Source organism: Streptomyces sp. NPDC004610 (assembly GCF_040609715.1).
Classification (GTDB): Bacteria; Actinomycetota; Actinomycetes; order Streptomycetales; family Streptomycetaceae; genus Streptomyces.
Map to the genome: position 1 here is coordinate 131,846 of NZ_JBEXLA010000025.1, position 14,521 is coordinate 146,366.

Annotated in this window: 12 protein-coding genes, 1 rRNA gene and 1 riboswitch; of the genes, 1 reads left to right on the top strand and 12 read right to left on the bottom strand. The window is 69.5% G+C overall.

Annotated elements, in window-relative coordinates; translation table 11 throughout:
- Nucleotides 1-89: 89 nt before the first annotated feature.
- Entirely contained in the window at nt 90-2,975 is a 2,886-nt protein-coding gene (gcvP, locus tag ABZX40_RS26390; protein ID WP_355743403.1) for an aminomethyl-transferring glycine dehydrogenase, read from the bottom strand.
- A gap of 169 nt (nt 2,976-3,144) precedes the next feature.
- A riboswitch (glycine riboswitch) is annotated at nt 3,145-3,240 on the bottom strand.
- Between the two features lie 113 nt (nt 3,241-3,353).
- Here gcvP and ABZX40_RS26395 point away from each other — a divergent pair.
- The gene (locus tag ABZX40_RS26395; RefSeq protein WP_355743406.1) at nt 3,354-3,722 is read left to right on the top strand and encodes a PRC-barrel domain-containing protein; all 369 of its coding nucleotides are present in this window, start codon (nt 3,354-3,356) and stop codon (nt 3,720-3,722) included.
- Nucleotides 3,723-4,019: 297 nt separating this feature from the next.
- Here the strand turns inward: ABZX40_RS26395 and ABZX40_RS26400 are convergent, their stop codons facing one another.
- From ABZX40_RS26400 to rrf, 11 genes are all read right to left on the bottom strand, one after another.
- The gene (locus tag ABZX40_RS26400; RefSeq protein ID WP_355743408.1) at nt 4,020-5,477 is read right to left on the bottom strand and encodes a DNA polymerase IV; all 1,458 of its coding nucleotides are present in this window, start codon (nt 5,475-5,477) and stop codon (nt 4,020-4,022) included.
- Nucleotides 5,478-5,618: 141 nt separating this feature from the next.
- Entirely contained in the window at nt 5,619-6,263 is a 645-nt protein-coding gene (locus ABZX40_RS26405) for a MerR family transcriptional regulator (RefSeq protein ID WP_355743411.1), read from the bottom strand.
- A gap of 293 nt (nt 6,264-6,556) precedes the next feature.
- Complete coding sequence (locus ABZX40_RS26410) at nt 6,557-7,030, bottom strand: bifunctional nuclease family protein (RefSeq protein ID WP_004002801.1); 474 nt, start codon at nt 7,028-7,030, stop codon at nt 6,557-6,559.
- Nucleotides 7,031-7,120: 90 nt separating this feature from the next.
- Complete coding sequence (locus tag ABZX40_RS26415; protein WP_355743414.1) at nt 7,121-7,858, bottom strand: MerR family transcriptional regulator; 738 nt, start codon at nt 7,856-7,858, stop codon at nt 7,121-7,123.
- Nucleotides 7,859-7,896: 38 nt separating this feature from the next.
- The gene (locus tag ABZX40_RS26420) at nt 7,897-8,703 is read right to left on the bottom strand and encodes an FHA domain-containing protein (RefSeq protein WP_355743417.1); all 807 of its coding nucleotides are present in this window, start codon (nt 8,701-8,703) and stop codon (nt 7,897-7,899) included.
- A 190-nt stretch (nt 8,704-8,893) separates the two neighbouring features.
- Complete coding sequence (locus tag ABZX40_RS26425; RefSeq protein WP_355743420.1) at nt 8,894-9,727, bottom strand: DUF881 domain-containing protein; 834 nt, start codon at nt 9,725-9,727, stop codon at nt 8,894-8,896.
- A 5-nt stretch (nt 9,728-9,732) separates the two neighbouring features.
- Nucleotides 9,733-10,065: a small basic family protein gene (locus ABZX40_RS26430; RefSeq protein WP_003988855.1), complete on the bottom strand. Its 333-nt coding sequence runs from the start codon at nt 10,063-10,065 to the stop codon at nt 9,733-9,735.
- Nucleotides 10,062-11,000, bottom strand: a complete 939-nt coding sequence (locus tag ABZX40_RS26435) for a DUF881 domain-containing protein (protein WP_355743424.1) — start codon at nt 10,998-11,000, stop codon at nt 10,062-10,064. The genes ABZX40_RS26430 and ABZX40_RS26435 overlap by 4 nt, the downstream gene beginning before the upstream one ends.
- A 97-nt stretch (nt 11,001-11,097) precedes the next feature.
- A complete protein-coding gene (locus tag ABZX40_RS26440; protein ID WP_355743427.1) occupies nt 11,098-13,593 on the bottom strand; it encodes a mannose-1-phosphate guanyltransferase in 2,496 nt (831 codons plus the stop codon).
- Between the two features lie 103 nt (nt 13,594-13,696).
- Nucleotides 13,697-14,317 carry a CDP-alcohol phosphatidyltransferase family protein gene (locus ABZX40_RS26445; protein WP_355743430.1) on the bottom strand — a complete coding sequence of 207 codons (621 nt, stop codon included), beginning with the start codon at nt 14,315-14,317 and terminating at the stop codon, nt 13,697-13,699.
- 109 nt (nt 14,318-14,426) lie between these two features.
- Nucleotides 14,427-14,521, bottom strand: a 5S ribosomal RNA gene (gene rrf / locus ABZX40_RS26450); the annotation flags it as partial.

The window sequence follows — 14,521 nt, forward strand, 5'->3', positions numbered from 1 at the left end:
AAAGGGCCCCGCGCCACCCGACGCAGGACCCTCCCCCACACCCCACCTACCCGAGCGGCGGCTCCCCGCAGCCGCCCCTCACCCGCACCTCAGTCCTCGTACGCGTCCAGCGGCGGGCAGGAGCACACCAGGTTCCGGTCACCGAACGCCTGGTCGATCCGGCGTACCGGCGGCCAGTACTTGTCGGCGGCCGACACCCCGGCCGGGAACACCGCGTCCTCCCGCGGGTACGCGTGCGCCCACTCGCCGCCCAGCGCGGCGGCGGTGTGCGGCGCGTTGCGCAGCGGGTTGTCCTCGGCGGGCCACTCGCCCGCGCCGACCTTGTCGATCTCGGCGCGGATGGCGATCATCGCCTCGCAGAACCGGTCGATCTCCGCCAGGTCCTCGGACTCGGTGGGCTCGATCATCAGCGTCCCGGCGACCGGGAACGACATGGTCGGCGCGTGGAACCCGTAGTCGATGAGCCGCTTGGCCACATCGTCCACGCTCACACCCGTCGCCTTGGTCAGCGGGCGCAGATCGATGATGCACTCGTGCGCGACCAGCCCGCCGGGGCCGGTGTAGAGCACGGGGTAGTGCGGTTCCAGCCGCTTGGCGATGTAGTTCGCGGACAGCACGGCCACCTGGGTGGCCCGCTTCAGCCCCTCGCCACCCATCAGCCGGACATACGCCCAGGAGATCGGCAGGATGCCCGCCGACCCCCAGGGCGCGGCCGAGATCGGGCCGACCCCGGTCGCCGGACCGGCCTCCGGCTGGAGCGGGTGGTTCGGCAGATGCGGCGCCAGATGCGAGCGCACCGCCACCGGGCCGACACCGGGACCACCGCCGCCGTGCGGGATGCAGAACGTCTTGTGCAGGTTCAGATGCGAGACATCGCCACCGAAGTGCCCCGGCTTGGCCAGCCCCACCAGCGCGTTCAGATTGGCCCCGTCGACATACACCTGCCCGCCCGCCTCGTGCACCTGGGCGCAGATATCGGCGACATGCTCCTCGAACACCCCGTGCGTCGAGGGGTAGGTGATCATCAGCACGGCGAGCCGGTCGCGGTGCTGCTCTATCTTGGCGCGCAGATCGGCGACGTCGATCTCGCCGTCCTCGGCGGTCTTGACGACGACGACCTTCATCCCGGCCATCACCGCGCTCGCGGCGTTGGTGCCGTGCGCCGAGGACGGGATCAGACACACCGTCCGCTGCTCGTCCCCGTTGGCCCGGTGGTACCCGCGCACGGCGAGCAGCCCGGCCAGCTCCCCCTGCGACCCGGCGTTGGGCTGGAGGGACACCTTGTCGTAGCCGGTGACCTCGGCGAGCCGCTCCTCCAGCTCCCGGATCAGCGTCAGATAGCCCTGTGCCTGCGCGGCGGGCGCGAACGGGTGCAACTGCCCGAACTCGGGCCAGGTCACCGGCTCCATCTCGGTCGTGGCGTTGAGCTTCATGGTGCAGGACCCGAGCGGGATCATCCCGCGGTCGAGCGCGTAGTCGCGGTCGGCCAGCCGGCGCAGATAGCGCAGCATCGCCGTCTCGGATCGGTGCTGGTGGAACACGGGGTGGGCGAGGAACTCGTCACTGCGCAGCGCCCCCTCCGTCAGCCCCTCCTCCGTCCCGGCGTCCAGCGCCTCGACATCGGCCTCGACCCCGAACGCGTGCCACACCGCGCTGAGCTGCGCCCTGGTGGTCGTCTCGTCGCAGGCGAGGGAGAGATGATCGGCGTCCACGACCCGCAGATTGACCCCGTTGTCCCGCGCGGCGGCGGCGATCCGCTCGGCCCGCCCCTCGGCGCGGACGGTCAGGGTGTCGAAGTAGGACCCGTGCACGACCTCGACGCCCCCGGCCCGCAGCCCGGCGGCCAGGACGGTGGCGTACCGGTGGGTCCGCCAGGCGATCGTCCGCAGCCCCTCGGGCCCGTGGTGGACGGCGTACATCCCGGCCATCACGGCGAGCAGCACCTGCGCGGTGCAGATGTTGCTGGTCGCCTTCTCGCGCCGGATGTGCTGCTCCCGCGTCTGGAGCGCGAGCCGGTACGCCCGGTTGCCGTCGGCGTCCACCGAGACACCGACGAGCCGCCCCGGCAGACTGCGCGCGAAGCTCTCCCGCACCGCCATGTAACCGGCGTGCGGCCCGCCGAAGCCCATCGGCACCCCGAACCGCTGGGTGGTGCCGACCGCGATGTCCGCGCCCAGCTCCCCGGGCGACCTCAGCAGCGTCAGCGCCAGCAGATCGGCGGCCACGGTGACCAGCGCACCCCGCTCGTGCGCCTGGTCGACGACCACCTTGATGTCCCGTACGGCCCCGGAGGCGCCGGGGTACTGGACGAGCACCCCGTTGATCTCCCGCCCGCCGACCTCCTCCGGAATCCCGGCGCTCAGATCGGCGACGACGACCTCGACCCCGGTCGGCTCCGCCCGCGTCCGGATCACCGCGATGGTCTGCGGCAGCGCGTCCGCGTCGACGAGGAAGAGCCCCTTCTTGTTCTTCCCCATCCGCAGGGACAGCGCCATCGCCTCGGCGGCGGCCGTCCCCTCGTCCAGCAGCGAGGCACCGGAGGTGGGCAGCCCGGTGAGGTCGGCGACCATGGTCTGGAAGTTCAGCAGCGCCTCCAGCCGGCCCTGCGAGATCTCCGGCTGATAGGGCGTGTAGGCCGTGTACCAGGCCGGATTCTCCATGACATTGCGCAGGATCACCGGCGGCGTGAACGTCCCGTAGTACCCGAGCCCGATCATCGAGCCGAGCACCTGGTTGCGGTCGGCCAGCGCGCGCAGCTCGGCCAGCACCTCGGCCTCGGTACGCGCCCCCGGCAGTTCCAGCGCCTCGGCGTTCTTGATCACATCGGGGACGGCGGCGGCGGTCAGCTCGTCCAGCGAGCCGTAACCGACCTGGGCGAGCATCTTGGCCCGCGCCTCCTGGTCGGGGCCGATGTGCCGCTGCTCGAAGGGGATCCCCTGCTCAAGCTCGGAGAGCGGAATGCGGTGGGCGGTCATTGCGGAGGGCCTCCTGGTCTGACACGACCTTCGGGGGGCACCCCGGCACGGGTACCCCGACGGCCTCCCCCTCTGTCATCTCAACCTGAGAGCTTCACCGGGCGCCGGCCCGGCTTTCACCGTCGGTGAGAGCGAACGCCGTCGGCGCCGCCCTGCTTTCCAGAGTGACCTCGTCCGTGCGGTACGGGGGCCTGAGAGATTCCGGGGAGGATTTGCTCCTTCGGCGCCTCCGGATCTTCCCGGAGGACTCTCCCGCACGGGGTCAGCAGCCGCTGTCAGCCTACCAGCGCGGTCCACGAACGGGCCTTCGAGTGGCCGCCTGCCCCAATGTGCTCTTTCGTAGTGCTTACGGATGAGTTGCGACCATGTGGAGGGACCGTGCAGACCGATATCGATCCGCGCAACCTGATCGGCCGCAAGGCGTTCGACCGCAACGGCACGAAGATCGGCACGATCGACGAGGTCTATCTCGACGACGCGACCGGCGTCCCGGAGTGGGCGGCCATACGGACGGGCCTCTTCAGCCGGGACGCCTTCGTCCCGCTGGAGCCCAGCGAACTGATCGAGGGCACCCTGCACGTCCCCTTCGACCGCGCCCTGATCAAGGACGCCCCCGACTTCGGTGTCGGCCGCCATCTCTCCCCAGAACAGGAGCTCCAGCTCTACCACCACTACGGCCTGGACGTCACCGCCCCGCCCCCACCGGACCACGACTTCGGCAAAATGGCAGGCCAGGACGACAGCTAGCCCAAGAACCACGAAAACCCAGCCCCCACCGCGCACCCTGCTCCCCGAAGCTCCCGCCCCGTACGACTCCCACCCGCACCCGACCCACCCCATTCCGTCCACGCCCTCCGCATACCTCGCCTCCCGCCGAAAGGGCCGCGCCCCCGCCACCAACCGCCCCCGGACGCACGCCACCCTCCGGGACCAGACCCGAACACCGGACACCGAACACCGGCACCCGCCCGCACCGCCCCGAACCGGCCCGATCCCCTCCCCCCGCTCAGCGCCATACGGGCCAGGCAAGCCGACCGCCAAAACTCACCCGCGGAGCGAGCCGGACACCCCACCCACGCCTCCCCCTCCCCCTGTTCCCGTACCCCCAGGTCTTCGCTCCTCCGCCTCCCCGAGCGCACCCCCCACCTCGGTCAGCGGCAGCGGCTCCGCCGGCTCCAGCTCCGGATCCTCGACACGGAACGTCCGCACCCTCCCCGCCCCCTCCGACCGCGGTGTCTCGAACCGCACGGTCACCCGCCCGAGCCCGCTCCCCTGCACCCACCCGTGCCCGTACTCGGCGTGCCGTACGTCGTGCCCCGCGGGCCAGCGCCGCTCGCCGTGCCCCTCCGTGTCCTCGCGCTCCCCCTCCTCGGGGTGCTCCTCGGGATGCTCGTCCCGCAACTCCCCGGCGGCCTGGGCGAAGAGATCCTCCTGGGTGTAGTCGGCGAGCCCGCTCACCCCGACCCCCAGCAGCCGCACCCCGCCCGTGGTGTCCACGGAGTCCAGCAGCCGGGCCGCCGCCTCCCGCACCACCGCGGGATCGTCGGTCGGCCCCCGCAGGGTCTCGGACCGGGTCAGCGTGGAGAAGTCGTACCGCCGCACCTTCAGCACGATCGTCCGCCCCGACAGCCCCGCCCCGCGCAGCCGCCGCACACACCGGTCCGCGAGCCGCTGCACCTCCAGCTCGACCCGCACCCGGTCATGGATGTCCACGTCGTAGGTGTCCTCCACCGACACCGACTTCGTCTCCCGCTCGGCGACCACGGGCCGGTCGTCGTGCGCCAGCGCCATCGCGTACAGCGCATGCCCATGCGCCTTTCCCAGCAGCCGGACGAGTTCGTCCTCACCGGCCTCGGCCAGTTCCTCGACCGTGGTGATCCCGGCCCGCCGCAGCTGGTCGCCGGTGGCCGGCCCCACCCCCGGCAGGGTCCGCACCGGCATCGGCGCGAGCAGCGCCCGCTCGGTCCCCGGCTCGATCAGCACCAGCCCGTCCGGCTTGGCCTGCTCGGAGGCGATCTTGGCCAGCATCTTGGACGCGGCCAGCCCCACGGATCCCGTCAGCCCGGTGACCGCCCGTATGTCCGCGCGCAGCTTGATCCCCGCCAGCCGCGCCGACTCCGGGTCCCAGGCCGCTCCCCCGGCCTCCAGATCCACGAACGCCTCATCCAGGCTCAGCGGCTCCACCAGGGGCGACAGCGCCCGCAGCAACGCCATCACCTGCTCGCTGATCGACCGGTACAGCCCGAACCGCGGCACCAGATACGCGGCATTCGGCGCCAGCCGCCGCGCCTGGGCCATCGGCATCGCCGAGTGCACCCCGAACACCCTGGCCTCGTAGGAGCAGGTCGCCACCACCCCGCGCGGGCCCAGGCCGCCCACGATCACCGCTTTCCCGCGCAGGCTCGGCTTGGACGCCTGCTCCACCGAGGCGAAGAAGGCATCCATGTCGAGATGCAGGATCGTGGGCGTTCTCCTCACACCTACGATGCTGCACCACGGCACTGACAATGCCCCTAGGAAGACCCCCGACCATCACCTGTGCCGCCGGGAAACGCCGACCGCTGCCCACGCCCCCGAAAATCCCCGCGGCGCGACGGACGAACGCCCCTCAGAAACCACCTTCAAAGAGCCCTCAGACAGCCCTCAAACCGCCCGACTACGCCGTCGCGCCAGCTCATCCGCAGGATTGTGGCCGACGAGCGTCTCCCCCGTGTCGATCCGCTCCCCGTGCAGCTGCGACAGCGCGCTCTCCACATCCCGCCACACCACGCCCACGGCGATCCCGAAGATCCCCTGACCGCCCTGGAGCAGCGCGTGCACCTCGTCCGGCGAGGTGCACTCGTAGACCGTGGCGCCATCGCTCATCAGCGTCATCCGCTCCAGATTGCGAAAGCCCTGCTCACGCAGATGCTGCACGGTGGTCCGGATGTTCTGGAGCGACACCCCGGTGTCCAGGAACCGCTTGACGATCTTCAGGACGACGACGTCCCGGAAGCTGTACAGCCGCTGCGTCCCCGACCCGTGAGCGGGCCGTACGCTGGGCTCGACCAGCCCAGTGCGCGCCCAGTAGTCCAGTTGCCGGTAGGTGATGCCGGCGGCCGCGCAGGCCGTCGGCCCGCGGTAGCCGATCTGCTCGGACGTCATCGACGTCGCCCCTCCGCTGCTGGGCACGGCCGTCGGTCGCTGCGGAGCGTGACCGGTCGTGCTCCCGTGAAGCGGGTACGGACCGCTCTCCCCGAGACTGCGCCCGGGGGCACCCCCAGCCGTACCGTCGCCGCTGCTTCTCACGCCGACCTCCGTCCTTGACCTGCCTTCTCGACGGTAGGCAGTCACCGAGGGTGCGTCAACGATCGCCACACTCGGCACGCCGAGTGATAATCACCCTAGGAGTGGTTTCCCGTGCCCCACCGCGGGGAAAGGCTAGCCGAATGCGCCGACGGGGAGCCGCAGGACGCTCTCACGCGCCCCTGGCAATTGCCGGACCGAGGCGATACGGGACGATACGTTCCCTCACTCGGCTACTCAGCCCGGCGTACACCCCGTGCCCGCCGGGCCGCACCCCGTCTCACCGGCCCACCGGGTCACTGACTGCTGGTGCCGAAGTCCTCGGGCGAGATCTGGTCGAGGAACTCGCGGAACTTCTCCACCTCGTCCTCCTGCTCATCGGGGATCGCGATACCGGCGTCGTCGAGCACCCCGTCACTGCCGTAGATCGGCGTTCCGGTGCGCAGGGCCAGCGCTATGGCATCGGACGGCCGGGCGCTCACCTCCACCCCGCTGGCGAAGACCAGCTCGGCGTAGAAGACGCCCTCACGCAGATCCGTGATGCGTACTTCGGTCAGCTCCTGGCCGACGGCCTCCAGCACGTCCTTGAACAGGTCGTGGGTCAGCGGTCGGGCGGGCGCCATGCCCTGCTGGGCGAAGGCGATGGCCGTGGCCTCCCCCGGCCCGATCCAGATGGGGAGGTAGCGGTCGCCTCCCACTTCGCGCAGGAGCACGATCGGTTGGTTGGAGGGCATTTCGACCCGGACACCTACGACATCGAGCTCGTTCACACAGCAACCCTAGGCCGTGCCCGGGATGTTTGGGTAGTCGGGACGGCCACAGGTCCGGATCCGGACCTGCCCCGGCCGCAGGTCTGCCCCTCAGGGCAGCCGCACCCCGAGCGCGGACTGCACCAGCGCCGCGTGCAGCCGCACGGCGAGTCCCGCCAGCTCCTTCGTCCGGGCCTCGGCATGGGCTCTGGTCTGCGGATTGCGGTGCCGGCGCAGCGGTGCCACCACCTGGTCGACCAGCCCCGCCTCGCGGTCGGCGGCGGCCTTCATCACCCGCAGATGCCGCGGCTCGATCCCCGATCGCCCCAGCTCCACCACCAGCGAGGCCACCGTGGCCGCCTCCGCGTCGTACACCCCGTCCTCGACCGGCATGATCAGCCCGTACGACTCCCACTCCGCGAGTTCCTCGGCGCCGATCCCGGCGGCGGCCAGCAGCTCGGCACGGCCGATCCGGGCGACCGTGGGCACCCCGGACGGCTCGCGGGCGCCCTCACCGTCCCGGGACCTCCCCAGCACCGGCAGCCGGACATCCTCACCGCGCTCGACGGCCGCCAGATGCTCGCGGATCACCTTGAGCGGCAGATAGTGGTCGCGCTGCATCCGCAGCACCTGGCCGAGACGCTCGACATCGTCCGCGGTGAATTTGCGGTACCCGGAGGGGGTCCGCTGCGGCTCGATCAGCCCCTCCGCCTCCAGGAACCGGATCTTGGAGATGGTGACCTCGGGGAATTCCTCGCGCAGCACGTTCAGCACCGTGCCGATGCTCATCAGCCCGCTGTCCGTGGCGGCGGCGCCGTGCCCGGCACCGCCGCTCGGTGTATGCAGCATGGACCTTCCCTGGGATCCCCGGACCGTGTCCGGTGAGGTCAGACGACCTGCCTGCTCGCGTAGAAGACCAGCCGGTACTTGCCGATCTGCACCTCGTCGCCGTTGTGCAGCGCGACCTGGTCGATCCGCTCCCGGTTGACATAGGTGCCGTTCAGGCTGCCGACATCGGCGACCGTGAACGATCCGTCGGGTGCGCGCCGGAACTCCACATGGCGGCGCGAGACCGTCACGTCATCCAGGAAGATGTCGCTCTGCGGGTGGCGCCCGGCCGTGGTCAGATCGCTGTCCAGCAGGAAGCGGCTGCCGGAGTTCGGCCCGCGGCGCACCACCAGCAGGGCGGAGCCCAGCGGCAGGGCGTCCACCGCGGCCTGCGCCTCGGGCGACAGGGCCGGGATCTGGGTCTGACCGGTGACCTCGGCGTCGTACGCCTCCAGGCCGCTGATCGAGATCGTGGACGTCGTCTCGGAGGCCCGCTCCGGGATCACCCCGGGACGCAGCGGGGCACCACAGTTGGAACAGAAGCGGCTGTTCTCCGCATTGCGGTTGCCGCACCTCGAACACACCAGGGCCGACATCGACGGATCCTCCTGCCGCGGCTGCCCCGCCGGGGCATTGGACGCGTACGGATCGGGGGAAAACCCTCCACCCGTACTTGAGGTTGACGGTTGCCCGAAACCTATGCCTCCGGCCTGGGCAGGGTCAACCGACGGCGCGCCCGGACCACCCACCTGGTCCCGGAACAGCGGGCGCTGCCCCTCCGCGTCAGGCTGTGCGCGATGACGGGCGGTCGCGTTGGCGCCGCCCTCTCGCGAGCTCTTGCCGAACAACTTCGCAAACAACTTCACGGGCGATTCCCCTTGACCGAAACAGACCCGCCCGTGGGGCAGGACGAACCCTGATTGCACAATCCGGCTGACCCGGACAACCTCACAACGTCCGTAGCCACCGGACAGTTTCCACCACGCACCACCCGTTCGGTGCGCCGACCCCCCGCAACCTCATGCCCTGGTCGGACGTCCCCCATGCACCCCCGGTTCATGGGGAGGACGACCGAGCGTAGTCAGGCTGCTCCGCGGCCCGCAAGGCATCCACGATGATCTTGTCCGACCGCTCGACACTCACCGTGGCGTGCTCCTTCTCCAGCGTCTGCACCACACCCCCCGGGATGTTGAGCGCCGGTTCGAGGTCCTGCGACTTGCCGATGACCTGGAAACGATAGGGAGCGTTGATCTTGTTCCCGTCGACGGCGACTCCGTTCCCGGAATCCGTCAGATAGGTGCTCGCCACCACGCGCACGCCGTTCACCTGGATCGCCTCCGCACCCGCGGCGCGCAGCTCCTGGATGGCGTCGAGCAGCATGTCCGCCTCGACCGTTCCCTTCGAGTCCTCGATCGTCATGGTGATCCCGGGCCCCTGGGCGGCCACCGTGCCCGCCAGGATGCCGAGTTGCCGCTCCTTCTCGACCGTCTGCCTACGGGCCTCCTCCGCCTGGTTCGAACTGTTCTCCAGTTCGTCCCGCTGCTTCTCAAGACCCTGCTTCTCGTCCTCAAGACGCTCAGTACGGTCGTCCAGTTCATCGAGAATCCGGACAAGATCTTCCTGCCGCGCGCCACGCAGCGCACTGTCCCCGTCACTGTGCGAAGCCACCTGCACCGCGAGCCCGAATCCGAGCCCGAACAGCAGCAGCGCCACGATCAGTTGCGCCCGCGACACGCGCGGCGGCCACAGCCCCTGCGCCAGCCGCTGCCGCCCGGTCAGCTCCGGCTGCACCGGCCCCGCGGGCTCCTCGGCGGGCCCCGGCTGCGCGGGCACCTCCTGCGGCAGTTCCTTGCGCAGCGGACTGCGGTGCGCCCCGTGATGGTTGCTCATCGCCCTCACGCCCGGAACACATGGCGGCGGATCGCCGCGGCATTGGAGAAGATCCGGATACCGAGCACGACCACCACACCCGTCGACAACTGGGCGCCCACACCCAGCTTGTCGCCGAGGAACACGATCAGCGCGGCCACCACCACGTTCGACAGGAACGACACCACGAAGACCTTGTCGTCGAAGATGCCGTCGAGCATGGCCCGCAGTCCCCCGAAGACGGCATCCAGCGCCGCCACCACGGCGATCGGCAGGTAAGGCTCGACGACGGCCGGAACCTCGGGCCGGACCAGAAGTCCGGCCACGACTCCGACGACGAGGCCCAGTACGGCGATCACGATGTGCCTTTCTCAGTCTCGGTATTCGGCTGCCCGGCCCCGGTCCCCGGCCGCGCGGTCCGCACCATCACACTCGGCGCGGCCGGCAGCCGGAGATCCTCCTGAACGGAAATCGCCGTCCGGACCCCGAAGTTCTCCTGGAGGGCATGCAGATACAGCCCGTCCGCACTGTTCTGGAACCGGCTGCTCATCCGGTCCCCGTCCCCCACCGCCAGCACCGTGTACGGCGGTACGAGTGGCCGATTGTCGACCAGTATGGCGTCACCCGCGGCCCTGATCGCGGACAGCGCCGTCAGCCGCTGCCCGTTGATCGACACGGCCTCCGCGCCCGACTCCCACAGCCCGTTGACCACCCGCTGCATGTCCCGGTCACGCACCCGGCCCGTGTCGGAGAACCCCGACGTCCCGCGCGGATTCGCGTCCCCCTCGCCGGACGCCTCCTTGGCGTCGTTCACGACCAGCTTCACCCCGGGCCCGCGCACCTCGACGGCACCGGCGAGCACACCCACCAGGTCATCGCCGTCATCGCCGCCGCTCTCCCGGAGCGCCTCACGCTGCCGCGCCTCCACATCGTCCCGGAGCCCGTCGACGGCCCGCTCCAGATCGTCGGCCGCGGAGGTCTCCCGGTCGATACGGTCGATCAGTTCCTCGCGCTCCTTGGCCACCACCGGAGCCGAGACCCTCGCCTGCGCCGCCCCCACCGTCACCACCAGCGCCGCCAGCACCAGCCCCGCCGCAAGGCCCAGCTTCGCCCTCAGCGTCCTCGGCATGCCCCGGTCACCAGCAGCCTCCCGACGCGCCGCCGCCTCCGCGTAGCCGTCGTCCAGACTGTGGTCCATCACATTGGTGAGCAGCGACATGGACGCGTCCGGGCGGGACGCGGGGGCACGCGCGGGTGTGCTCCGAATGGGGGGCTGCTGCGGCATGGGGCACATCGTCGCACGTCGCGGCCCCTACCTCCGAATGGCCCCACCCGCGTGCCGGACAGGCCCCCTTGGGGGCACTTGTCCGGCACGCGGGCACGCCCCGGGACTACCGCCCGGCGCTGTCCACCACGGCGGACCACTCGTCCAGCAGGGCCTGCGCGGAGGCGTCGTCCGGCCCCTCCGCCCACAGATGCGTCACGGCCTCCGCCGGGTCCGGCAGCACCATCACCCAGCGCCCGTCGGTCTCCACCACCCGCACCCCGTCAGTGGTGTCCACGAAGCGCTCTCCGGCCGCCTCGACGACCCGGCGCATCACCAGCCCCTTGACCGCCCACGGAGTCGCCAGATCCCGCTTCAGGACATGCGCCCGCGGAATCCGCGCATCGATCTGGCTCAGCGTGAGCTGCGTCCGCGCCACCAGCCCGATCAGCCGTACGAACGCCGCCGTACCGTCGAAGACACTGCTGAACTCCGGGACGATGAACCCGCCCCGCCCATCACCGCCGAAGATCGTGGACTCGTCCCGCCCGACCCGCGTGAGGTCGTCGGGCGAGGTGGTCGTCCACTCCACCTGCGTCCCGTGGTACGCCGCCACCTGCTCGGCGATCCGGGTCGTCGTCACCGGCAGCGCCACCCGCCCGCTGCGCCGCTCCGCGGCCACCAGGTCGAGCATCACCAGCAGCGCGCGATCGTCCTCGACGATCCGCCCCTTCTCGTCCACCAGCGACAACCGCTCACCGACCGGGTCGAACCGCACCCCGAACGCCGCACGAGCCGAGGCCACGATCTCCCCGAGCCGCACCATCCCCGACCGCCGGGTCTCCGCCGACTCCGTCGGCCGCGACTCGTCCAGCCCCGGATTGATCGTCAGCGAGTCGACACCGAGCTTCCCCAGCAGACTCGGCAGCACCAGGCCCGCACTGCCGTTCGACGCGTCGACCACGACCTTCAGCCCGGCCTCCGAGATCCCGCTCGTATCCACATTCCGCAGCAGCGACCCCGTGTACGAATCGAAGACACTGGCCGGAAAATGCAGATCCCCGATCTCCCCGGGAAACGCCCGCCGGTACTCCTGCCGCGCGAACACCCGGTCCAGCTTCCGCTGACTGCCCTGCGACAGATCGGCACCCTGCCCGTCGAAGAACATGATGTCCACAGAATCCGGCACCCCGGGCGTGGTCCGAATCATGATCCCCCCGGCACTCCCCCGCCCCGTCTGCTGCCGAGCCACCGGCAGCGGCACGTTCTCCAGATCCCGTACGTCGATGGCACTGGCCTGCAACGCCGAGATCACCGCCCGCTTCAGCGCCCGCGCACCACGCGAGTGATCCCGCGCGGTCGTGACCGTCGACCCCTTCTTCAGGGTCGTCGCATAGGCACCGGCGAGACGCACGGCCAGCTCGGGCGTGATCTCCACATTCAGGATCCCGGACACACCCCGGGCCCCGAACAGATGCGCCTGGCCCCGCGACTCCCAGATCACCGAGGTGTTGACAAAGGCGCCGGCCTCGATGGTCTTGAAGGGATAGACCCGCACATTGCCCTGAACGATCGATTCTTCACCGATCAGGCACTCGTCCCCGATGACCGCCCCGTCCTCGATCCGGGCCGCCCGCATGATGTCGGTGTTCTTCCCGACGACACAGCCCCGAAGGTTGCTGTGCTGCCCCACATACACGTTGTCGTGCACCACAGCCCGGTGCAGAAAGGCCCCGGACTTCACAACGACGTTCGACCCCACGACGGTGTGCTCACGGATCTCGGCCCCGGCCTCGACCTTCGCGTAGTCCCCGATATAGAGCGGCCCCCGCAGCACCGCGTCCGGATGCACCTCCGCACCCTCGGCGACCCAGACCCCGGGCGAGATCTCGAACCCGTCGATCTCGACGTCGACCTTGCCCTCCAGGACATCGGCCTGCGCCTTCACATAACTCTCGTGCGTGCCGACATCCTCCCAGTAGCCCTCGGCGACAAACCCATAGATGGGCTTGCCCTCCTTCATCAACTGCGGGAAGACATCGCCCGACCAGTCGACGGGAACATCGGCCTCGACATAGTCGAAGACCTCGGGCTCCATCACATAGATGCCGGTGTTCACGGTGTCCGAGAAGACCTGCCCCCAGGTCGGCTTCTCCAGGAACCGCTCGACCTGGCCCTCCTCGTCCACGATCGTGATACCGAATTCCAGCGGATTGGGCACACGCGTCAGACAGACGGTGACGAGCGCGCCCTTCTCCTTGTGGAAATTGATCAGCTCGGTCAGATCGAAGTCGGTCAGCGCATCGCCGGAGATGACAAGGAAGGTGTCGTCCTTCAACGCCTCCTCGGCGTTCTTGACACTTCCGGCGGTACCGAGTGGCTTCTCCTCGTTGGCATAGGTGAGCTCCATTCCGAGCTCTTCACCGTCACCGAAGTAATTCTTGACGAGCGATGCCAGGAACTGGACGGTTACTACTGTCTCATTGAGCCCACGCCTTTTGAGCAGCCGCAGAACGTGCTCCATGATCGGCCGGTTGACGACCGGCAGGAGCGGCTTGGGCATGCTTGAGGTCATGGGGCGAAGGCGTGTGCCCTCGCCACCGGCCATCACGACGGCCTTCATGTCGGAAGCGTCCTCCTCGAAGAGACGACGGTCTAGCCGACTTCACCCGTCCGAATTGTCCCGCACTTTTCCTCTGCGGGCCATCGCGCCGTTGTGGCCGCACCTATCGGCGAGCTCCATCGGCCGTGGCGTCCGCACGAACCAGGCGGCGGACCTGCACCACATACAGCACTCCTGCCCACCAGTACAGCGTTGTACCCCAAACAGCGAACGCCCATCCGAAAATAGCAGCCAGTGACGAGATCCATCCGCTTCCGTCACTGAGCAGCAAGAGGGGGAACGCGTACATCAAGTTGAAGGTAGCCGCCTTCCCGAGGAAGTTCACCTGGGGCGGCGGATAGCCGTGCCGGCGGAGGATACCCACCATCACCAGCAGAACCAGCTCCCGCGCCAGCAGTACAGCGGTCAACCAGAGGGGCAGGATCTCACGCCAGGTCAGCCCGACCAGGGTGGACAGAATGTAGAGCCGATCAGCCGCGGGATCGAGAAGCCGGCCAAGGCTGCTGACCTGATTCCAGCGCCGCGCCAGTTTGCCGTCCAGGTAGTCACTGATACCACTCAGGGCCAGTACCAACAGCGCCCAGCCATCGCTCTTGGGACCACCGAACTCGGGCCGCAGAATCAGCCACAGGAAGAGCGGCACACCAACGAGCCGCGCCATGCTGAGGATGTTGGGGATGGTGAGCACCCGGTCCGTCTGGACACGAGTCTCCTGGACCTCCACCCGGGGGCCTCCTGTGAAAAAAGAGCCAACGATGCCCCCCGACCCTACCTCAACGCAAAAAAGCGCTGGCTCTCGGGCTGCATGCCCAAGAGCCAGCGCTCTAAAAGAAGTTCGGCGGCGTCCTACTCTCCCACCGGGTCCCCCCAGCAGTACCATCGGCGCTGTAAGGCTTAGCTTCCGGGTTCGGAATGTAACCGGGCGTTT

Coding starts and splice junctions, on each gene's coding strand:
- gcvP (WP_355743403.1), bottom strand. CDS start 2,975: ATGACCGCCCACCGCATTCCGCTCTCCGAGCTTGAGCAGGGGATCCCC.
- ABZX40_RS26415 (WP_355743414.1), bottom strand. CDS start 7,858: ATGCTGCATACACCGAGCGGCGGTGCCGGGCACGGCGCCGCCGCCACG.
- ABZX40_RS26425 (WP_355743420.1), bottom strand. CDS start 9,727: ATGAGCAACCATCACGGGGCGCACCGCAGTCCGCTGCGCAAGGAACTG.
- ABZX40_RS26435 (WP_355743424.1), bottom strand. CDS start 11,000: ATGTGCCCCATGCCGCAGCAGCCCCCCATTCGGAGCACACCCGCGCGT.
- ABZX40_RS26440 (WP_355743427.1), bottom strand. CDS start 13,593: ATGAAGGCCGTCGTGATGGCCGGTGGCGAGGGCACACGCCTTCGCCCC.